The 19512-nt window shown below is 71.6% G+C and carries 19 protein-coding genes and 1 riboswitch; of the genes, 6 read left to right on the forward strand and 13 right to left on the reverse strand.

Features of this window, described 5'->3' with window-relative positions:
- Positions 1-46: 46 nt before the first annotated feature.
- From ACQ5SP_RS15580 to thiB, 3 genes are read right to left on the reverse strand one after another with little or no spacing between them, the layout of a single operon-like run.
- On the reverse strand, positions 47-742 hold the full coding sequence (locus ACQ5SP_RS15580; RefSeq protein ID WP_430939321.1) for an ATP-binding cassette domain-containing protein: 696 nt from the start codon (positions 740-742) through the stop codon (positions 47-49).
- Complete coding sequence (locus tag ACQ5SP_RS15585) at positions 726-2303, reverse strand: thiamine/thiamine pyrophosphate ABC transporter permease ThiP (RefSeq protein WP_430939322.1); 1578 nt, start codon at positions 2301-2303, stop codon at positions 726-728. Before ACQ5SP_RS15585 ends, ACQ5SP_RS15580 begins: the two co-directional genes overlap by 17 nt.
- Entirely contained in the window at positions 2279-3280 is a 1002-nt protein-coding gene (gene thiB / locus ACQ5SP_RS15590; protein WP_430939323.1) for a thiamine ABC transporter substrate binding subunit, read from the reverse strand. The genes ACQ5SP_RS15585 and thiB overlap by 25 nt, the downstream gene beginning before the upstream one ends.
- Positions 3281-3319: 39 nt before the next feature.
- Positions 3320-3424: riboswitch (TPP riboswitch) on the reverse strand.
- Between the two features lie 93 nt (positions 3425-3517).
- On the opposite strand from thiB, the gene aroC reads away from it, so the two are divergent.
- The gene (aroC, locus tag ACQ5SP_RS15595; RefSeq protein WP_430939324.1) at positions 3518-4618 is read left to right on the forward strand and encodes a chorismate synthase; all 1101 of its coding nucleotides are present in this window, start codon (positions 3518-3520) and stop codon (positions 4616-4618) included.
- Here aroC and ACQ5SP_RS15600 read toward each other — a convergent pair.
- The 6 genes from ACQ5SP_RS15600 to ACQ5SP_RS15625 form a co-directional block, all read right to left on the reverse strand.
- Positions 4615-5502 (reverse strand): DMT family transporter, encoded by an 888-nt coding sequence (locus ACQ5SP_RS15600; RefSeq protein ID WP_430939325.1) that lies wholly within the window; start codon positions 5500-5502, stop codon positions 4615-4617. The two genes, aroC and ACQ5SP_RS15600, sit on opposite strands and share 4 nt — an antisense overlap.
- 85 nt (positions 5503-5587) lie before the next feature.
- On the reverse strand, positions 5588-5878 hold the full coding sequence (locus ACQ5SP_RS15605; RefSeq protein WP_430939326.1) for an HU family DNA-binding protein: 291 nt from the start codon (positions 5876-5878) through the stop codon (positions 5588-5590).
- Positions 5879-6013: 135 nt separating this feature from the next.
- Positions 6014-7498, reverse strand: a complete 1485-nt coding sequence (locus tag ACQ5SP_RS15610) for an AMP nucleosidase (RefSeq protein ID WP_430939327.1) — start codon at positions 7496-7498, stop codon at positions 6014-6016.
- Entirely contained in the window at positions 7495-9315 is a 1821-nt protein-coding gene (ade, locus tag ACQ5SP_RS15615) for an adenine deaminase (protein WP_430939328.1), read from the reverse strand. The genes ACQ5SP_RS15610 and ade overlap by 4 nt, the downstream gene beginning before the upstream one ends.
- 69 nt (positions 9316-9384) lie before the next feature.
- On the reverse strand, positions 9385-9849 hold the full coding sequence (locus ACQ5SP_RS15620) for a GAF domain-containing protein (RefSeq protein WP_430939329.1): 465 nt from the start codon (positions 9847-9849) through the stop codon (positions 9385-9387).
- A gap of 37 nt (positions 9850-9886) precedes the next feature.
- Positions 9887-11065 (reverse strand): thiolase family protein, encoded by a 1179-nt coding sequence (locus tag ACQ5SP_RS15625; RefSeq protein ID WP_430939330.1) that lies wholly within the window; start codon positions 11063-11065, stop codon positions 9887-9889.
- Positions 11066-11193: 128 nt separating this feature from the next.
- On the opposite strand from ACQ5SP_RS15625, the gene ACQ5SP_RS15630 reads away from it, so the two are divergent.
- From ACQ5SP_RS15630 to ACQ5SP_RS15650, 5 genes are read left to right on the forward strand one after another with little or no spacing between them, the layout of a single operon-like run.
- Positions 11194-11535 (forward strand): STAS domain-containing protein, encoded by a 342-nt coding sequence (locus ACQ5SP_RS15630; protein ID WP_430939331.1) that lies wholly within the window; start codon positions 11194-11196, stop codon positions 11533-11535.
- Positions 11532-11996: an ATP-binding protein gene (locus tag ACQ5SP_RS15635; RefSeq protein ID WP_430939332.1), complete on the forward strand. Its 465-nt coding sequence runs from the start codon at positions 11532-11534 to the stop codon at positions 11994-11996. Before ACQ5SP_RS15630 ends, ACQ5SP_RS15635 begins: the two co-directional genes overlap by 4 nt.
- Before the next feature lie 5 nt (positions 11997-12001).
- Positions 12002-12754: a hypothetical protein gene (locus ACQ5SP_RS15640; RefSeq protein ID WP_430939333.1), complete on the forward strand. Its 753-nt coding sequence runs from the start codon at positions 12002-12004 to the stop codon at positions 12752-12754.
- Positions 12755-12757: 3 nt separating this feature from the next.
- Positions 12758-13648: a sulfotransferase gene (locus tag ACQ5SP_RS15645; RefSeq protein ID WP_430939334.1), complete on the forward strand. Its 891-nt coding sequence runs from the start codon at positions 12758-12760 to the stop codon at positions 13646-13648.
- Entirely contained in the window at positions 13645-14964 is a 1320-nt protein-coding gene (locus ACQ5SP_RS15650; protein ID WP_430939335.1) for an O-antigen ligase family protein, read from the forward strand. Before ACQ5SP_RS15645 ends, ACQ5SP_RS15650 begins: the two co-directional genes overlap by 4 nt.
- Here ACQ5SP_RS15650 and ACQ5SP_RS15655 read toward each other — a convergent pair.
- From ACQ5SP_RS15655 to ACQ5SP_RS15670, 4 genes are read right to left on the reverse strand one after another with little or no spacing between them, the layout of a single operon-like run.
- Positions 14859-16163, reverse strand: a complete 1305-nt coding sequence (locus tag ACQ5SP_RS15655; RefSeq protein WP_430939336.1) for a lipopolysaccharide biosynthesis protein — start codon at positions 16161-16163, stop codon at positions 14859-14861. The genes ACQ5SP_RS15650 and ACQ5SP_RS15655 overlap by 106 nt on opposite strands.
- Entirely contained in the window at positions 16160-17092 is a 933-nt protein-coding gene (locus ACQ5SP_RS15660; RefSeq protein ID WP_430939337.1) for a hypothetical protein, read from the reverse strand. Before ACQ5SP_RS15660 ends, ACQ5SP_RS15655 begins: the two co-directional genes overlap by 4 nt.
- Positions 17073-18446: an MBOAT family O-acyltransferase gene (locus ACQ5SP_RS15665; protein WP_430939338.1), complete on the reverse strand. Its 1374-nt coding sequence runs from the start codon at positions 18444-18446 to the stop codon at positions 17073-17075. Before ACQ5SP_RS15665 ends, ACQ5SP_RS15660 begins: the two co-directional genes overlap by 20 nt.
- On the reverse strand, positions 18443-19501 hold the full coding sequence (locus ACQ5SP_RS15670) for a glycosyltransferase family 4 protein (RefSeq protein WP_430939339.1): 1059 nt from the start codon (positions 19499-19501) through the stop codon (positions 18443-18445). Before ACQ5SP_RS15670 ends, ACQ5SP_RS15665 begins: the two co-directional genes overlap by 4 nt.
- Between the last annotated feature and the right edge of the window lie 11 nt (positions 19502-19512).

Here is a 19512-nt window from a genome sequence, read left to right on the forward strand (position 1 = left end):
GAAGATGCCGCGGCGCGCGGGGGATACCCGGGCCAACCGGACCGGGTCAGCCGAGATAGGCGCGCAGCGCCGGCGGCGGGTCGGCGAAGAGATCCCCGGTCGCCACGGGCGGTGCGGCCCGGCCATCGGCCACCAGGATCGTCTCCTGGGCCAGCCGCTCCGCGTCGGCGGGATCATGGGTGATCATCAGCACGGTGAGGCCCGCCTCGGTGGCGATTTCCTCGACGAGCGCCAGCATCTCCGCCTTCAGCGCCGGGCCGAGCGCGGCGAAGGGTTCGTCGAGCAGCAGGAGCGGGCGGTCCCGCAGCAGCACCCGCGCCAGCGCCGCCCGGCTCTGTTGTCCGCCCGACAGGGCCCCCGGACGCTTGGCGCCCTGGCCTGCCAGGCCGACGCGGTCCAGCACGCGGTCCACGCGGGCGCTTTCCGCCGCCGAGAGACGCAGGCTCGGGCGCAGCCCCAGCGCCACGTTGTCGGCCACGCTCATATGCGGGAACAGGTTGTGATCCTGGAAGAGCAGGGTCAGCGGCCGGTCCCCGGGGGGCAGGGCGGTGATGTCCCGGCCTTCCCAAAGGATGCGGCCCCGCGCCGGGGTAATGAAACCGGCGATCGCGGCCGCCAGCGTGCTTTTCCCCGCCCCGGAAGGCCCGATCAACGCCACGCGCCGCCCGGTCGACACGGTCAGATCGCCCGCGATGGAGAAGCCGTCGATCTCGATCAGGAGTTTTTCAAGTGTCAGTCCCAACGCGTCCTCCGCGGTCGAAGATCCAGAACAGGGCGAGGCTGAGGCAGAGCAGCAGCAGCGCAGCGCCGGTGGCGTCCTCCATGCGGTAGGCCGCCATCAGCCGGTAGAGCTGCAGGGGAAGCGTCGCCTGGTCGGGGTCGGCAAAGAGCGCGATCACGCCCAGATCGCCCATCGACAGCGCGGCCGACAGCCCGGCCGCGAAGCCGAGCGGCCGGCGGATCCGCGGCAGCGTCACCAACCGGAACCGCGTCCACCCCCCGATGCCAAGGCTTTCGGAGAGCCGTCCATAGGTCTCCGAGACGTCGCGGATCGCGGGGATCAGGGCCCGCAAGGCGAAGGGCAGGCTCATGGCCGCGTTGACCAGCGCGGTGACCGGCAGTGCCAGCGCGACCGGGTCGGCCACCGGGAACAGCAGGATGAACAGCCCGGTGCCGATCACCATGGGCGAGGCCGCGATGGAGAGGTAGCCGACGGCTTCCAGGAAACCGGCGCGGCGCGGGCGGTCCCGGAGCCGCACGATGGCCGAGGCCAGCGCGATCCCGAGCCCGAGCGTAAGGGCCGTGGAGGCCAGCGCCACCGCGAGCGACCGCAGCGCGGCCTCGAAGACGCTGGCCGGCAGGCCGGGCAGCGCGGCCAGCCCGCCCGCCGCCACCATGGCCAGCGGCAACAGAAGGAACCCCGCGACCAATGTCAGCAGCGCGGCATCGCCCCAGCGATAGGCGCGCCCCCCCGCGTCCCAGCGCTGCACGGTGCGGTCGAGCCCGGCACCGAAGGCCACGGGCACCGCGACGATCAGCGCTGCCGCGGCCGCGATCGCGCAGAGCCCGAATTGCACCAGGGCGAGCAGCGCGGCGCGTCCGAGGTCGAAATCGAAGCGGAACGCCTGGTAGATCGCCAGCTCCACCGTGGTGGCGCGCGGCCCCCCGCCGAGCGTCAGCGCGACCGCGAAGCTGGTGATGCAGATCAGGAAGATCGCCGCGAAGGCGCCGGGCACCACGGCCCGCAGCATCGGGCGTTCCAGGTGGCGCGCGATCTCGGCCGGTCCCATGCCCAGCTGCGCGGCGAGCCGGAAATGCTCGGCCGGGATGGCGTGCCAGCCCTGCAGGATCAGCCGTGTCGCCAGCGGCAGGTTGAAGAAGACATTGGCAAGCACCACGCCCTGCAACCCGTATATCGAGAGCGGCCCGAGGCCGAGCGGCGCGATCAGCCCGCTCACCAGCCCGGCCCTGCCGAACACCGCCAGCAGGCCCAGGACGGCCACGATCACCGGCAGGATGAACGGCGCGCCGAGCAGCGTGATCAGCACGCCCCGGCCGCGGAACCGGCGCCGTGCCAGGGCACGCGCCGCGGGGATCGCCAGCGCGATGCTGATCGCGGCCGAGAGCAGCGCCTGCCAGGCGGTGAAGCGGATCGCCGCCCAGTCGGCCGCACCGAGCCGCGCCGCGGCCTCGGCCCGCCAGGCGACGGCGAGGATGGTGCCGAGCGTCAGCGCCAGCAGCAGCGCCGCCGCGCCCCAGCCAAGCGCGAGCGCCGGGCTCAGCGGCTGAGCGCGTCGCGCCATTCGTTCAGCGCCGCGTCACGGATCGCGGCTGCCTCCTCGGGGGGAAAGAGCAGGGCCTTGTCCGGCGTGGCCAGCGTCTCGAAGCCCTCGGGCAGACCCGAGTCGGGTGTGACGGCGGGATACATCCAGTTCGTGGTCGGGATGACCGACTGGAAGCGGTCCGACGTCATGAAGGCGAGGAACGCGTCGGCCAGCTCCGGCTGGTCCGTGCCGGCCAGCTTGCCGGCGACCTCGACCTGCATGTAGTGGCCTTCCTCGAACAGCGCGGCGGCCTTTGTCGGATCCTCCTCGGCGATCAGGTGATAGGCCGGCGAGGTGGTGTAGGAGAGCGCCATGTCCGCCTCGCCCTCGAGGAACATGCCATAGGCCTCGGACCATCCCTTCGTCACCGTCAGGATGCGCGGGGCGAGCGCTTCCCAGATCGTGCCGGCCTCGTCGCCATAGGCGTGCTTGACCCACAGCAGCAGACCTAGCCCGGGGGTGGAGCTGCGCGGATCCTGGATCACGACCTTGAGATCCTCGTCGGCGATCAGCTCGCGAAAGCTGGCGGGCGCGTCCCCGGTCCGGGTCTCGTCGTAGACGAAGGCGAAGTAGCCCCAGTCATAGGGCAGGAATGTCGGGTCGTCCCAGGTGACGGGCAGATCGAAGGCGGGGGCGTCCTGCCCGTGGGGCGCGAAGAGCCCGGTTTCCGCCGCGGCCGCCATCAGGTTGGTGTCGAGCCCGAGCACCACGTCGGCATCGCTGCGCGCGCCCTCGAGGCGCACGCGCGCCAGCAAGGCCGCGCCGTCACCGGCCGCGACGAATTCGAGGTCGCAGCCGCAGGTCTCCTCGAAGGCGGCCTCCACCTGCGGGCCGGGCCCCCATTCGGTGACGAAGCTGTCATAGGTGTAGACGGTCAGCGTCGGGGTGTCCTGCGCAGCGGCGGCGCCCGCCAATGCCAGGAAACAACCCGCAGCCAGGATGGAAATCGGTTTCATGCGCTCCTCCTTTCGCTACAGGCGCGGTCAGGTGGAGCGTCTTGCCCTGGTCACCTTCCCTACGCCGGTGTGAGCCGGTTCAGGTTCAACGGGTTCGCGCGGCGGCGCATCTCAGCCCTTGTCGGGGCACCCCGAGGTAGGGGCGAACCTAGTTGCGGCACGGGGCTTCGGCAAGGTGAAACCGCTTGAGGCGCGCCGTCCCGCCCGCTAGACCGCGGGGACAGAGGAGAAACGCGCATGTCGATCAACAGTTTCGGGCATCTTTTCCGGGTCACGACCTGGGGCGAAAGCCACGGGCCCGCGCTGGGTGCGACCGTCGACGGTTGCCCGCCGGGCATCGCGCTCGACGCGGCCGGGCTGCAGCGCTGGCTCGACCGGCGCAAGCCGGGGCAGAACCGTTACACCACCCAGCGCCGCGAAGCCGACGAGGTCGAGATCCTGTCGGGCGTCTTCGAGGGCGAGACCACCGGCACGCCGATCCAGCTGATGATCCGCAATACCGACCAGCGGTCCAAGGATTACGGTGACATCAAGGACAAGTTCCGCCCAGGCCATGCCGATATCACCTACTGGCAGAAATACGGGATCCGCGACTACCGAGGCGGCGGGCGATCCTCGGCGCGGGAAACGGCGGCGCGGGTGGCGGCCGGCGGCGTGGCGCGCGCGGCGCTGGAGACGCTGGCGCCCGGGATCTCCATCACCGGCTACATGGTGCAGATGGGGCCGCATGCGATCGATCGTGCGCGCTTCGACTGGGCGGAGATCGACCGCAACCCCTTCTGGGTGCCCGATCCGCAGGCGGCCGAGGACTGGGCCGGCTACCTGGACGCGCTTCGCAAGTCCGGCAATTCCGTCGGCGCGGTGATCGAGGTGACGGCGCGCGGCGTTCCCGCGGGGCTGGGCGCCCCGGTCTACGGCAAGCTCGACACCGATCTCGCGGCGGCGATGATGTCGATCAACGCGGTGAAGGGCGTCGAGATCGGCGCCGGCATGGCCGCGGCGGACCTGACCGGCGAGGCCAATGCCGACGAGATCGCGATGGGGCCTGACGGGCCGGTGTATTCCTCGAACCATGCCGGCGGCATCCTCGGCGGGATATCGACGGGCCAGGACGTCGTCCTGCGTTTCGCGGTGAAGCCGACCTCGTCGATCCTGACGCCGCGGCGCACCATCACTAGGTCCGGCGCGGAAACCGAGATCGTCACCAAGGGGCGGCACGATCCCTGTGTCGGAATCCGTGCCGTACCCGTGGGCGAGGCGATGGCAGCCTGCGTCCTGCTCGATCACCTTTTGCTGCACCGCGGCCAGGTGGGCGCGAACCGCGGCGCGATCGGCTAGCGCGGGGCGGCCTCGGCCGCCTTGGCCTGTTTCGAGATCTGCACCGCCAGGATTCCCGCCATGATCACGGCGACGCCGAGCAGGTCTCCCGCGCCGAGCGCCTCGCCCAGGAGCGCGGCGGCGATGGCCACGCCCAGGAACGGGTTGAGGAAGTGGAAGGTCGCCGCCCGCGTCGCGCCGATCCGCCGGACCAGGACGAACCAGGTGAAGGTCGCCGCCAGCCCCGGCACCAGCGTCGTGTAGGCAAAGGCCGCGACGAGCTGCCAGGACCAGGTGACCTGCCAGCTTTCCAGCGCGAGACCCGCCGGGAAGAGCGCCGCGCTGCCGATCAGCATCTGCACCCCGACGATCATCAGCACGTTCCCGCCCGAGGATGCCCCGCGCACCGCGAGCGTCGCGAAGGTCAGCGCGAGCACGCCCATGAGGCAGAGCGTCAGGCCGAAGCCGTCCACCCCGGCCGAGAGCCGGTCGCCCATGATGATCGCGACGCCTGCAAACCCTGCGAAGAGCCCGAAGATCCCGAGCGCGGGGACCCTTTCGCCGAAGACGACCCAGTTCGCGGCGGCCACCAGAAGCGGCATGGAGGAGGCGATGATCGCGGCAAGCGAGGCCTCGATCGTCTGCATGGCGACGAAGTTGAGACCGAGGTAAAGCGCGTTCTGGCAGATCCCGAAGAGCACCGTGGCGCCCCATTGCGCGCGGGTGAGCCGGGCGCGCTGGCCCAGCAGCGCCGCGATGCCCACGGCCAGCAGGCCCGAGATCAGGAACCGGACGGCAAGGGCGGACAGGGGCGGCGCGTCCTGGACGATGATCCTGGCGGAGGTGAAGGCGCTGGACCACATGACGGCAAAGGCCACCCCCATAAGGATCGCGCGAATGTCCATGAAGTCCCCCTGAAAAGGAAAAGGCCGCCCGCAGGCGACCCTAGACGATGGGGCCGGGGGCGTTAAGCCCCCGGGCTCACAACGCTCAGCTGTTGACGCTGTCCTTGAGCGCCTTGGCGACGGTCATCTTGACGACCTTGTCGGCCGGCTTGTGGATCTGCTCGCCCGTGGCGGGGTTGCGGACCATCCGGGCCGGCCGCTCGCGGCAGTACACCTTGCCGACGCCGGGCAGGGTGACGGCGCCGCCGCCCGAAACTTCGCTGGTGATGATCTCGGTCAGCGCATCGATCGCGCCGCCGGCGCTTTTCTTGTCCATGCCGGTCTTCTCGGCCAGCGCGGCCACGAGTTGGGTCTTGGTCATCGGTTTTTGTGCCATTCGACTGCTCCTTCGCTTGCCCCTCGTTCTTGGGGTTACAATCCATGAATCTAACTGAATATCGTGGTGTCACACAATCGTTAGTGGCGATCAGCATAGCAAAAAACGCCATTTTGTGCGGTTTTTTCTGCCCGATTACAGAAATGCGGTCTCTTCGAAGCTCCTCAGCTTGCGGGAATGGATGCGTTCGAGTGGCATGTCGCGCAGTGTCTCGAGCGCGCGGATGCCGATCAGCAGGTGCCGTTTCACCTGGGTCTTGTAGAATTCGGTGGCCATTCCGGGCAGTTTCAGCTCGCCGTGCAGCGGCTTGTCGCTGACGCAGAGAAGCGTGCCGTAAGGCACCCGGAACCGGAAGCCGTTGGCCGCGATGGTGGCGGATTCCATGTCGAGCGCGATGGCGCGGGACTGGCTCAGCCGCTGCACCGGCCCGGACTGGTCGCGCAGTTCCCAGTTGCGGTTGTCCAGCGTCGCTACCGTGCCCGTGCGCATGATCCGCTTGAGGTCGTAGCCTTCGAATTCGGTCACCGCGCCGACCGCTTCCTCCAGCGCAATCTGGATCTCGGCCAGCGCCGGGATCGGCACCCAGACAGGCAGGTCGGCGTCCAGCACGCGATCCTCGCGCAGATAGGCATGGGCCAGCACGAAATCCCCCAGGCGCTGGCTGTTCCGAAGCCCGGCGCAATGGCCCACCATCAGCCAGGCATGCGGGCGCAGCACCGCGATATGGTCGGTGGCGGTCTTGGCGTTGGACGGGCCGACGCCGATATTCACCAGCGTGATCCCCGCCTGCTTGTCGCGCTTCAGGTGATAGGCCGGCATCTGCGGGATCTTGCCGGGTTCGGGCAGCGGATCGTCGGGGGCGGAAATGACGGCATTCCCCGGCATCACGAATTCCGTGTAGCCGGAATTCGGGTCGGCCAGCATCTCGCGGGCGAAGGCGGCGAATTCCTCGACGTAGAACTGGTAGTTGGTGAACAGGATGTGGTTCTGGAAATGCTCGGCCGCCGTGGCCGTGTAATGAACCAGCCGCGCCAGCGAGTAGTCCACCCGCTGCGCCTTGAACGGCGCCAGCGCGCCCGAGCCGTCGGGGTTCTTGAACCCGTAGCCGTTGACGATGTCGTCGTCCGTCGTGGTCAGGTCCGGCACGTCGAACACGTCGCGCAGCGTGAAGTTCAGCACGCCCTCCTGCGGGACGGTGATGTTGTCCTCGGCCGCGACGGCGAAATGCACCGGGATCGGCGTGTCGGAAAGACCGATCTCGACCGGGACGTCATGGTTTTCCAGCAAGAGCCCGATCTGCTGGCGCAGGTAGGTCTCGAAGAGATCCGGCCGCGTGACGGTGGTCGAATAGGTTCCCGGCTCGGCCACGTGGCCGAAGGCGAGGCGGCTGTCGACATGGGCGAAGCTTGCCGTGATGATCCGGATCTCGGGATAGAAGGCCCGGAACCGCGTCTGTGGCGCCGGTCCGGTCAGGCTGTCGATGAACTTCTCGCGCAGGAAGGCCGTGGCGGCGTGGTAAAGCGCGTTCAGATGCGCGACCGCCGCTTCCGCGTCCCGGAAGCTCTGCGGCGGCTCGGCGGGCGGGCTCTCGACGGGGAGGTTCTGGAGCGGCGCCTTCACGATCCGGACTCCGGGCCGGCCTCGAAGAGATCGGTCAGCTGGAACCGCGTGACATCCACGAGCCCCTTGTCGGAGATCCTGAGTTCCGGGATCACCACCAGCGCAAGCAGCGAGTGCTGCATGTAGGCGTTGTTGAGCGTGCAGCCACATGCCGCCATCGCCTCGCCCATGCGGGACGCGGCGGCGGCGACGTCTTCGGCGGGGGCGTCCGACATCAGCCCGGCGATGGGCAGCGGGACCAGCGCCAGCTCGGCGCCGTCCTTCCAGACGGTGATGCCGCCGCCGACCTCGCCCAGCCGGTTGGCCGCGGCGGCCATCATCTCGCGGTCGGTGCCCACCACGATCATGTGGTGGCTGTCATGCGCCACGGTCGAGGCCATCGCCATGCCCGGACCGTAGCCAAAGCCCGACACGAAGGCGTTGACCACGCCCCCGGTGCCGCGGTGGCGTTCGACCAGCGCGATCTGGGCTATGTCGTTCTCGGGATCGCAGTCGACGGTGCCGCGCACGGGAAGATCCGCCGTCAGGGCCCGTGTCGGCGCCTGGTTTTCGACCACGCCGATCACCCGGGCCGTCACCCGTGCCGCGTCGGCCGGCGCCGGCACTTCGAAATCCGCCGCCGCGAGGGTCCTGCCCAGATGCACCGTCGAGCGCACGTCTTCCGGCCAGTCGAGATGCGGCGTCTCGACGGTGATGCGGCCGTCGACCGCCACGGTCCGGCCGCGGGCGATGACGCCGTGGACCGGCAGCGCGCGCAGGTCCGAGGTCAGGATCACGTCGGCCCGCCGGCCCGGCGCGATGGAGCCGAGCTCGCGTTCCAGCCCGAAATGCGTCGCGGTGTTCAGCGTCGCCATCTGCAGCGCCACCAACGGATCGCAGCCGCAGTCGATGGCGTGACGCACGACGCGGTTCATATGCCCGTCTTCGACCAGCGTGCCCGAATGGCTGTCATCGGTGCAGAGGATGAAATTGCGCGGATCGAGACCCTTTTCGGTGATCGCGGTGATCTGGGATTCGACGTCGTACCAGGCCGAGCCGAGCCGCAGCATCGCGCGCATGCCCTGCCGGACGCGTGCGATGGCGTCTTCCTCGCGCGTGCCCTCGTGGTCGTCGGCGGGCCCGCCGGCGGCATAGGCGTGGAAGGCCGGGCCGAGGTCGGGGCTCGCGTAGTGCCCGCCCACGGTCTTGCCGGCGGCCTGGGTCGCCGCGATCTCGGCCAGCATCTTCCCGTCCCCGGCCACCACGCCGGGAAAATTCATCATCTCGCCCAACCCGACGATGCCGGGCCAGGACATGGCCTCGGCCACGTCTTCGGGGGTGATTTCATGGCCCGTCGTCTCGAGCCCCGGCGCCGAGGGCGCGCAGGAGGGCATCTGCGTGAAGATGTTGATCGGTTGCAGCAGCGCCTCGTCATGCATCAGCCGCACACCGCGCAGGCCCAGCACGTTCGCGATCTCGTGGGGGTCGGTGAACATCGTGGTGGTGCCGTGCGGGATCACGGCGCGGGCGAACTGCGCCGGTGTCAGCATGCCCGACTCGATATGCATATGCCCGTCGCAGAGACCGGGCACCAGGTAAAGCCCGTCGGCGTCGAGCACCTCTGTCTCGTCGCCGATGCAGTGGCTGGCATCCGGGCCGCAATAGGCAAAGCGTCCCTCGGCGATGGCGATATCCTGGGCGGGCAGGATCTCGCGGCTGTGGACGTTCACCCAGGTGCCGCCGGTGATCACCATGTCGGCCGGCGCACGGCCGGCGGCCACGGCAACCAGTCGCGGCGCGGCCTCGGCCCAGGTCTTGATCGGGGGTCGTTTGTCCATGGGGCAGTCTTTCACGTCTCGCGCGGCCGGGGCAAGCCGATCCGCACGGCAGGATCGGGCGCGGCGGTGTCAGCCATGTGACGCCCGGGCGAAAACATCCGCCAGCATGTCGGCCAGTTCCCGTGCATCGGTCTCGTCGAACGCGTCGGGGCGGTCGCTGTCCAGGTCGAACACGCCCAGCAGCCCGCCCGATCCGTCGAACACCGGCAGGACCAGTTCCGACCGGGTCGAGGCGGCGCAGGCGATATGGCCGGGGAAGGCCTCGACATCCGGGACGCGTTGCGTCTCGCCGCTGCGCGCGGCAGCGCCGCAGACCCCGCGCGAAAAGGGAATGACCAGGCAGCCATGCCCGCCCTGGTAGGGGCCGATCTTGAGCGTCTCGCCGCCCACATTGCGGTAGAACCCCACCCAGTCGAAACGGTCGTCGGCGTGGAAGACTTCGCAGGTGACGGTCGCCATCAATGCGACGGTGTCGGTCTCGCCCGCGGTCAGGGCCGCGACGGTCTTGCGAAGGGTCGGGTAGTCGACGCGCATGACGCTCCTTTCGAAAGGGACCCCGGCCCGGGCCGGCTCAGATCCGTTCCAGCGCGATGGCCGTGCCCTCGCCGCCCCCGATGCAGATCGCCGCGACGCCGCGCCTGACGTCCCGGCGTTCCATCTCGGACAGCAGGGTCACCATGATGCGTGCGCCGGAGGCCCCGATCGGGTGGCCGAGCGCGCAGGCCCCGCCGTTGACGTTGAGCTTCTCGCGCGGGACGCCCATCTCGGCCATGAAGGCCATCGGCACCACGGCGAAGGCTTCGTTCACCTCCCAGAGATCGACATCGTCCACTGTCCAGCCCAGCCGGTCGAGCAGCTTCCGCGTCGCCGGGACCGGCGCGGTGGTGAACCAGCCCGGCGCCTGGGCGTGGCTCGCATGCCCGCGGATCACGGCGCGGGTCTTGAGCCCGGCGGCGTCCGCGGCCGCGCGCCGCGCCAGCACCAGCGCCGCCGCCCCGTCCGAAATCGACGACGCGTTGGCCGGCGTCACGGTGCCGTCCTTCCGGAAGGCGGGTTTCAACTGCGGGATCTTGTCGGGGCGGGCCTGGCCGGGCTGCTCGTCCGCGGCCACGACGCGCGCGCCGGTCCGTGTCGTGACCGTGACCGGCGTGATCTCGGCGTCGAAGGCGCCGGTTTCCTGCGCCGCCAGCGCGTTCTCGAGAGATTGCAGCGCGTAGCCGTCCTGAGCGGCGCGGGTGAACTGGTATTTCTCCGCGCAGTCCTCTGCGAAGGTGCCCATCAGGCGGCCCTTGTCATAGGCGTCCTCCAGCCCGTCGAGGAACATGTGGTCGATCACCTGCGCATGGCCCAGCCGCGCTCCGCCGCGCATCTTGGGCAGCAGGTAGGGTGCGCCGGTCATGCTCTCCATGCCGCCGGCCACCAGCAGGTCCGACGCCCCGAGTGCCAGCTGGTCATGGGCCATCATCACCGTCTTCATGCCCGATCCGCACATCTTGTTCACGGTCGTCGCGGGCACGTCTTCGGACAGCCCGGCGGCGAAGCCGGCCTGGCGCGCCGGCGCCTGGCCCTGGCCGGCCGGCAGGACGCAACCCATCAGGAGTTCCTGCACGGTTCCGGCGCCGGCCCCCGCATCGGACAGCGCGGCGCGGATCGCGGTGCCGCCGAGGTCCGCCGCCGGCACATCGGCCAGCGCCCCCTGGAAACCGCCCATCGGCGTGCGTGCCGCGCCCGCGATGACTACCTCGTCCATGCGCTTACCTCCCTTTCCCGGTGTTCCCTTTCCTATTCCAGCCTTCGCGCGGCTTCGCAAGGGTCGCGATCACCGCTTGGTAACCCCGGTGTGCCTAGATTGCCCCGACCTTGTGGAAAGGTGACAGGATGCAGTTGGAAAGCGAAGAACATGACGACGTGCTCGTCCTTCGCCCGGCCGAACCGCGGCTCGACGCGGCCGTGGCGATTCAGTTCAAGGACGCCGTGCGCGCGCGGCTGACGGATGCCACGCGGCGTGTGATCCTCGACCTGTCGCGCGTGGAGTTCCTCGACAGCAGCGGGCTTGGCGCGGTGGTGGCGGTGATGAAATTCGCGGGCCCGGACCGCGGATTTGCCCTGGCCGGCCTGACCCCCGCGGTCGACAAGGTTTTCCGGCTGACCCGCATGGACCAAGTGTTTCGGATTCACCCGGATCTCGCGACCGCGCTCGGGGTCGGGAACGGCCAGTGACAGCGGCCGCGGATCTCAGTTGCCGCTTCGCCGCAGGCCCCGCCGCGGTCCGGACCGCGCTCGCCGCGGTGGCCGATGCGCTGGACGACCGGATCGACCGGCGGCATGCGCGGCTGACGGTGGAACTGGTCCTCGCCGAGGTTCTGAACAATATCCTCGAGCATGCCTGTACCGACCGCGCCGATCATCGCATCGGCCTGGACCTCTGGATCCGGTGCGACCGTGTCTCCTGCGTCGTCTTCGATGATGGCCTCGCGATGCCCCAAGGCGCGCCGCCGCGCCCGACGCCTCTGCGCCCCCATGCCCTGCCCGAACGCGGCTTCGGCTGGCGCCTGATCCGCGGCCTGACCAGCGAGTTCGGCTATCTGCGCGTGGCGGGCTGCAACGTGCTGATCCTGCATCTGCCGTTGCCCAAGGCGCAGGGCGCGGCCGCGCATCTCCCCGCCGGGGCGCGGATATGATCCCGGTGCCGTCCCCGATCCTTTTGCCGCGACCGCCGGCCCTGGGCGGGATCCGCCAGTCCCTGCGCCGCGTGGTGGCTGCACGGCCCGCGGTCTACCTGCCGATCCGCGCGTGCCGCCGGCCGGGCACGGTGCTGGATGCCCGGACCGATCTGGTGATCGAGGGCGCCCCCCGCTGCGGCAACACCTGGGCCGAATTCGCGCTCCGCCGGTGCCGTCCGGATCTCCGGCTCGCGCATCATTCCCATGCCGCCGCCCATGTCAAACGGGCGCTCTCGCGGGATATCCCGGTGCTGGTGGTGATCCGCGACCCGGATGCGGCGGTGGCCTCGCGCCTGGCGATGGGCACGGGCGCGGTGACGGTGCGCGGGGCGTTCCTCGACTACGCCGCCTTCTACGAGGCCCTGGCGTCCTGGCGCGGCCCTGGACTGCTGGTCGCCGATTTCGCGGCCGTCACACGGGCGATGAGCCAGGTGGTGGCGGCGCTCGAGGCACGGTTCGCGCTGGGCCTGGCGCCGTTCGACGATGCCTGCCCCGCGACCCGCGCGGCGGTGCTGGCCGCGATGGATGCGCATGCCCGTGCCGCGGGTCTGGCGCGGGGCGCCGCCTCGCGGTCCAACCCCCTTGGCCACGACGCCGCGCATGGCGCGCGCCTGCGCGCCGCCCGTGCGGCCATCGCGGCGCCCGGGGCGGCCCGCGCCCGCGCCCGGGCCCAAGCGGCGCGCGCCGCCTTCGGTGCCGATATCGTCGGGGCCTGAGCGATGGGTTTGCCGGCCTTTCTGCTGATCGGCGCGATGAAGGCCGGAACGACGACGCTCTATCATGACCTGCGCCGGGTGCCGGGGCTCTGGCTGCCGCCGGAGAAAGAGCCGGGGGATCTGCTGGACCCGGCCGTCGAGACGCCGGAAGGGCGGGCGCGCTACGCGGCCAAGTTCGCCGCGGCGCCGGCAGGCTGCCGTCCGGGCGAGGCGACCACCGCCTACGCGAAGCGCCCCGACCACGAGGGCGTCGCGCACCGCGCGGTGCGGGTCCTCGGCCCGCGGCTGCGGGTGATCTACCTGGTGCGCGATCCGGTCGACCGGATCACCAGCCAATTCCGCCATGCCGCCAGCCTCGGGGACGAGACCCGGCCACCCGACATCGCCGTGCGCGCCGATCCGAGCTACCTGGCCTATAGCCGTTACGGATGGCAGATCGAACCCTGGCTGGCGCGGCTCGGTCCCGCGCAGGTGCTTGTCCTCAGTTTCGAGGTCTATGCCGCGCGCCGGCAGGCGGGGCTCGACCGGGTTTGCGCTTTCCTGGGCGTCGACGCCGTCCCGGCCGGGGCGCTCCCCGCCAACGCGAGCGCGTGCCGGCGCGTGACGCGGCCCGGCTCGGTCCTGCGTCGCGTCGCGCGGTCGCGGAGCTATCTCTACCGGGTCAAGCCGCGCCTGCCGCCCCGGCTCCACGCCGCGCTGAAAGCCGTCGCGCTGCCGCGTGCGCCGGCCGCCGTAGCCCGTGCCGGGCTTGCCCCGGCGACGGCCGCGGCGCTGCGTGCGGCGCTGGCCGACGACGCGCTGGCGGTGCGGGCAGGGGAAAGGGCCGGGGCGCTCCGCCGCGGCATGTCCGTCCCGGCCGAGATCGCCCTGCCCGACGGGATCGCCCCCCCGTGATCCGGGCGTCCGCCATCGACTGGCCGCTCGCCATGGTCTTCGTGCTGGGGCCGGTGCAGTGGGTCACCCTGGTCGATACCGGGCTCGCGCTGAAGCCCGTGCATCTGCCGGTGATCCTTTGCGCCCTGGCTGGTTTTGCGCGGGCCGGGCGAGCCCAGGGTGCGGCCGCGCGGGCCAGCGTCGCCGCCGCAGGGCCGCTCGCGCTGGTCTACGTCGCCTATCTCGCCGTGCTTCTGACCGGGGTTTTCCCCGCGGATGATCCCGGGCGCGGGGCGGCGCTGGTCGCCAAGCTCTGGCTTCAGGCGGTCCTCGCGGCGGGCGTGTTCCTCTACCTGTTGCGCCTGCCGGTCCGCCGGATCTGCGACAGCGTGGTCGCGGGCGGCCTGATGGGCGCGGGCGTCTTTGTCGCGCTGGCCTGGATGACACTTGCCGCGCATGGACAGTCCCTGCCGGGCCTCGTGGCGGAGGCCCTCGCCACGGGCAGCCCGGCGCCTCTGCAGTTCAGGCTTTTCCTGACGCTTTTCAACGCGGGCGACTGGGCGGCGGGCGGGGCGCGCACGCCGGCGTCGCTCCGGCAGGTCTCGCTCGGGTTCTTCTGCATCACCGGCCTCTTCTCGGCGGCGGCGCTGGTCGCACCGGCGCGCGGGACCGCGGCCCGCCTGGCCGGTGCCGCCGGGCTCGGCGCCGCGCTTCTGCTTGTCCTGGCAAGCCTGAGCCGAAGCCTCGCGCTGGTGCTCGTGCTCTCGGGGATTCTCGTGGCGGCCGGGCTTGTCCGAAGCCGGGCGCAGGCAGCTCTTTTCGCGGGGCTGGTGGTCGCCGCCGGGGTCGGGCTGGCTTGGCTGGCCGGCGCGACCGCCGGGATCTTCGAGCTTCTCGGCGCCCGCTACGGGGACATCGGCGCCGACGGCCGTCTTCACCAATATGCGCGAACGCTGGACAGCATCGCGGCCGCGCCGCTCACCGGGCACGGCACCGGCCATGTGGAGGAGTTTCGCCCCGGGGCCCGGAACATGGTGCACAACCTGCTGCTGGGGGCCTGGGTCCAGGCCGGCGCCGCGGGTCTCGCGCTCGCGCTGGCCATGACCCTGGCCGCGCTCTGGCTGCTTCTCGGGCGGGTGGCGGTCCTCAGACGCCGGCCGGATCTGCTGGCGCTCGCGGCGCTGCCGATCCTGCCGCTGCTGCGCAGCCAGCTTGGCGGACAGGGCGGGAATTATGCCCTGCCGGAACTGCTGGCCTTCGTGCTAGGGCTGGCGCTGTTGTTCCGGCCGGCTCTGGTCTCGGCGGGCCGGAGCACCCGCGCCGTGAGCATCAGCTGACCGGCCGTCAGCAGCGTCATCGCCGCTGCCGTCGCCGCGGCGGCGCCGGCCGCCCCGTGGACGGGGATCAACACGAGGTTCGCCGCAACGCCGAAGAGCAGCGCCGTCCAGGCCAGCGCGGCCGCGGCGCGCCCCCGGCCCAGCGCAAGGGCAATGCCGGTGGCCACGAGCCCCGGTGCGGCCGCCACCTGGGCAACTGCAAGCCAGGTCAGTGCCGGCATCGCCAGGGCGAACTCGGTGCCGAAGACCGCGACCAGGGCCGGTGTCCCGGCAAGGCAGAGGACCGCGCCGACGATCGCCGCACTGCCGGCAGCCGCGGCGACCGCACCGCGGTAGAGCCGACGCGCATGGCGCAGCCGCCCGGCCGCCAGCGCGGCGGTGATCCGCGGCACCGCGACGGTCACCAGCACCGCGACGGGCGCGGATTGCAGCAGGCTCAGTTTCTGCGCCGCCGCGTAGAGGCCGGTTTCCGCGACAGAGGCCAGAAGCGGCAGCATGACGATATCGGCCCGCAGCAGGGCGAGCCGTGCGGACAGGCCGGTCAGGGCGATCAGCGCGGCGACCTGCCAGGCGCGTCTCAGCCGGGCCGGGGGGGTGTCGCCGGGCGCCCGCGGCGCAAGGGACCAGCGGGTGTGCCTGGCCCAGGCCACCGCGGCCAGTCCCGCGGCCGCATGGGCGGCGACCGCCGCGGCCGGGCTGGACAGGAGCGGTGTCACTGCCAGGCACAGGACGCCGAGCGGGGGCAGGAGTTCATCCGCGGCGATGGCGCGTCCCGGTCGCCCGAGGCCGGCCAACGCGGCGCGGGACATGGCCCGGAAAGCCATGACCGGGACAAGCACCGCCGCGCCGACCAGCACCAGCCCGACCGTTCCACCCGCCAGGACGCCGGCGGCCGCCATCCCGGCGGCGAGTCCCAGGCTGCCGCGGGCCACCATGCGGTCGCCGGTCGCCTGCAAACGGGCCGGCGCCCGGCCCGCGCGCCTGGACCGGTAGCGCGGCAGGGCACGGGTCAGCAAGGCGGGCCAGCCAAGCGTCCCGATCCGGCCGCCGAGCGCCGCCGCGCCGAGTGTCGCCGCCAAAAGCCCGTATCCCTCCACGCCGAGGCGCCGGGCCAGGACCAGGGCCGCCAGAAGGCCCGCGACACGGGCCAGCCCAGCCACGGCGCCGGTCCGGGCGAGACTTGCCAGCAGGCCCGTCACCCGGGCCCGTCCCCGCAGCGCGAAAGATCTCCCGGAAGGTGACGGAGCGTGGCCCGCGCGCCCTGCACGCTCGTGTGCAGCGGGTCCGTGAACCCCGCGGGCACGGCATCGAGCACGCCGCCCAGATCCAGCACCGGCCGGCCAAGCCGGGCTGCCAGCGTCCGGGGCCAGTCGGCCGGCCCCCAATGCGCCCGCGCGACCGGGTGAAGCGGCGCGACGATCAGGACGGTCCGGACCCCCGCAGCGTCCAGACGCGCCACCAGGCTTCGCAGCGCCGCGACGGCGTCGGGCGCCGGGATGAGCCGCCGCGGGGGCGCGGCGCGGAACGCGGCCAGTACACCGGGCGCCGGGGCGGCGCCGGCAGGCCTGGCCGGCTCCGCGCCGCGGCCGATGTGGTAAAGACCACGCCAGAACAACTGGCCGTTCAGCACCGCCGACCGGAAAAGCCGGGTCCAGGGCAACCGCGCCTCGGTTCCTTCCGCGACCAGCCGCGCGAGCCGCGGGCTTTGCCCGGCATAAAGCGCGAGATCGGTGCGGCTCAGGTCGCGGCCGAAAAGGGCCGACACCTCGATCAGGGCGGCGTCCAGCCCGGGCCTGCGTTCCAGCGCATCGGCACCGAGCGCCGCGACGCTCTCCATGCCGAGGCCGTCATGGGCCAGGCTGAGAACCGGCCGGCATAGGTGACGGGACAGCAGCCGGGCCGGGAAGGCGTGCCGCGCCCGGGAGTGACCGAGCACCAGGAGCGTGCCGGGTTCAGCGCCTGCCGGATCACCCAGGTAGAGCCGCGCATGGGGCTGCTCACTGGCCGCCAGCAGCCGGAACGCCAGCGCGTGGATCGCCCGGTCGACCATCAGCACCGCGAGCGCGACGCCCGCCAGCAGCAGCAGCGGAGCCAGCGGACGGGGCCTTTCAGAACCGGAAATAGACAAAGGCTTCTCCCGTGAAGACGCCGAGCAGCGGCAGGGCCAGCACGAAGGCGCCCGCCCGGACCAGGCGGACGGCGCGATGGCGCGTCAGCCGCCGCGCGGTTGCGCTGTCCTCGGTCAGGGCCTCGGCGGCGAGAAGGGACGCGATCAGGCCGGCCGCCAGGGCGCGTGAAACCGCATCGCCGGGCAGGCCCTGGCCCGGTCCCGCCCCGGCGATCCCGGCCAGGACCGCCCCGGCCGTGGCCAGGTCCGGGGCGCGGAAGAAAACCCATGCCAGGCACACGGTTGCGAAAAGGCCGAGCCGCGCGGGCCAGCGCGCCACCGGCGCCATGCCGAGGCGGCGGGTCGCGACCAGCCCGGCCCCGTGGAGCAGCCCCCAGGTCACGAAGGGCCAGCCGGCCCCGTGCCAGAGCCCCCCGAGCCCCATCGTCAGCACGAGATTGAGATCGCGCCGGGCCGCCCCGCGCCGGCTGCCGCCGAGCGGGATGTAGAGATAGTCGCGCAGCCAGGTGGAAAGCGAGATATGCCAGCGCCGCCAGAAGCCCCGGAGATCGCGTGCCATGTAAGGCCGGCGGAAATTCACGCGAAAGCGCAGCCCCATGATCCGACCGAGCCCGATGGCGATCAGCGAATAGCCGGCGAAGTCCGCATAGATCTGCACGGCGAAACAAAGCACGCCGAAGGCGATCCCGGCCGGGCCGTAGGCCTCGGGGCCGACGAAGACCCTGTCGGCCAGCGGCGCCAGCCGGTCGGCGATAACGATCTTCAGCACCGCGCCGGTCAGCACCTGTTCCGTGCCGAGCCAGAAATTCGCCCAGGTGAAGCGACGGTGACGTGCCAGCTGAGGCAAGAGCCGCCGCGCGCGGACCACCGGGCCGGCCACGAGTTGCGGGAAAAGCGCGATATAGGTGGCGAAGCGCAGCGGGTCGCGTTCCGGCGCCACGCGGCCGCGCGCGACGTCCAGCGTGTAGGAAAGCGCCTGGAAGGTGAAAAAGGAAATGCCGACCGGCAGGATCAGGGACAGGGCCGGGCGGTGCGCGGCGAGACCCAGCGCCTGAAGCCCGGCGACCGCCTGCTCGACGAAGAAGCCGAAATACTTGAAGAGCCCGAGCAGACCGAGGTTGAACGCCACCGCGGCCCAGAGCCAGGCCCGCCCCTGGCGGGCAAGCGGCGCCAGAAGGAAGTTCGCCAGCGTCACGGCCCCGACCAGGCCCAGGAACCGCCAGTCCCACCAGCCGTAGAAGACGGCCGAGCCCGCCAGCGCGACCGCGTTCTGCGACCGCGCGCCGGGCATCGCGAAATAGGCCGGGAAGAAGACCGCGGCGAAGATGATGAACGCCTCGGAGGTGAAGATCATTCCGCGCCCTCCAGCAGCCAGCGGGTCACGGACCAGAGCGCTGCAACGTCCCGTGCCTGCGCCGCCTCGAAGCGCGCGCGTGCGGCGGCACAGGCCGCGGCATGGGTCTCCGGGCGGTCCTGCCAGCCGGCGACGATCCGGGCCGCGGCGGCGGCGAAGCCGGGCGCCGGCAGGCACCAGGCACGCTCGATCTGGCCTGGAATACCGCCGATGGGCGTGGCAAGGACCGGCCGCCCGGCTGCCAGAGCCTCGAAGATCGTGAAGGGCTGCGCCTCGTTGGGGTACGCGGAGGGAAAGAGCAGGGCATCGATCCCGGCGAGGAAGCGGCGTTTGGCCGGGCCGGAAACCGGCCCCAGCGCCGACCGGCCGGCGGGATCCTCGGCCAGGAACCAGGCGATCTCGGCTTCGAGGTCCGGCCGGGTGACCGGACCGGCGATCAGGGCGCGCACGGGCCGGCCCGCCTCCGCCAGTGCGCGCGGGGTCGCCATGAAGGCCCCGATGCCCTTGGACCGCGTGATGTTGCCGAGAAAACCCAGCGTCAGGGGGATGTCGGCCGGGCGTGCGGGCGCCCGCGGCGGGGCCGGGATCAGGGCGGCGTTGCCGAGAACCCGGATCCGGTCGGGTGCGACGGCGTAGTGCCGGACAAGCGCCGTGGCCATCCCCGGGCAGAGCACGATATGCCGCGCCCGGTCGCCGAGCCCGGACAGGAGCGCCGCAAGACGGGGATCGCGACGCCGCAGCGGCGCGAAACCGTGGTGATGCAGGACGACCCGCGAAAACCCGGTTCGCAGAACCGGCGCTGCCGCCGCCTGGGCCCAGAGCCCGGCGCCCGAGTCGACCACGAGATAAAGCGCGTCCCGCCCCCTGCCGGCTGCAGCAGCCCGCAGGATCGCGGCAAGCAGCGCCGTCTGCTTGTGGACACGCCAGGCCGCGCCCCCGCCCGAGACCGGGTGGATCGCCACCGCGCCCGGCGGCGCGGCCTGCCCAAGGTGCCGCACCAGGGCACGGCTCGCCAGGGTTTGGCCGGTGACCGGCGGCGGCAGGACCACGGCCATGTGAAGCCGCG

This window comes from Rhodovulum sp. YNF3179 (assembly GCF_050586465.1).
GTDB lineage: Bacteria > Pseudomonadota > Alphaproteobacteria > Rhodobacterales > Rhodobacteraceae > CAJXYS01.

Bases quoted from the DNA above. Each gene is read 5' to 3' on its own strand.
- ACQ5SP_RS15630 (WP_430939331.1), top strand. From the start codon at position 11,194: ATGCAGTTGGAAAGCGAAGAACATGACGACGTGCTCGTCCTTCGCCCG.
- ACQ5SP_RS15600 (WP_430939325.1), bottom strand. From the start codon at position 5,502: ATGGACATTCGCGCGATCCTTATGGGGGTGGCCTTTGCCGTCATGTGG.
- ACQ5SP_RS15620 (WP_430939329.1), bottom strand. From the start codon at position 9,849: ATGCGCGTCGACTACCCGACCCTTCGCAAGACCGTCGCGGCCCTGACC.
- ACQ5SP_RS15585 (WP_430939322.1), bottom strand. From the start codon at position 2,303: ATGGCGCGACGCGCTCAGCCGCTGAGCCCGGCGCTCGCGCTTGGCTGG.
- ade (WP_430939328.1), bottom strand. From the start codon at position 9,315: ATGGACAAACGACCCCCGATCAAGACCTGGGCCGAGGCCGCGCCGCGA.
- thiB (WP_430939323.1), bottom strand. From the start codon at position 3,280: ATGAAACCGATTTCCATCCTGGCTGCGGGTTGTTTCCTGGCATTGGCG.
- ACQ5SP_RS15625 (WP_430939330.1), bottom strand. From the start codon at position 11,065: ATGGACGAGGTAGTCATCGCGGGCGCGGCACGCACGCCGATGGGCGGT.
- ACQ5SP_RS15665 (WP_430939338.1), bottom strand. From the start codon at position 18,446: ATGATCTTCACCTCCGAGGCGTTCATCATCTTCGCCGCGGTCTTCTTC.
- ACQ5SP_RS15670 (WP_430939339.1), bottom strand. From the start codon at position 19,501: ATGGCCGTGGTCCTGCCGCCGCCGGTCACCGGCCAAACCCTGGCGAGC.
- aroC (WP_430939324.1), top strand. From the start codon at position 3,518: ATGTCGATCAACAGTTTCGGGCATCTTTTCCGGGTCACGACCTGGGGC.
- ACQ5SP_RS15645 (WP_430939334.1), top strand. From the start codon at position 12,758: ATGGGTTTGCCGGCCTTTCTGCTGATCGGCGCGATGAAGGCCGGAACG.
- ACQ5SP_RS15605 (WP_430939326.1), bottom strand. From the start codon at position 5,878: ATGGCACAAAAACCGATGACCAAGACCCAACTCGTGGCCGCGCTGGCC.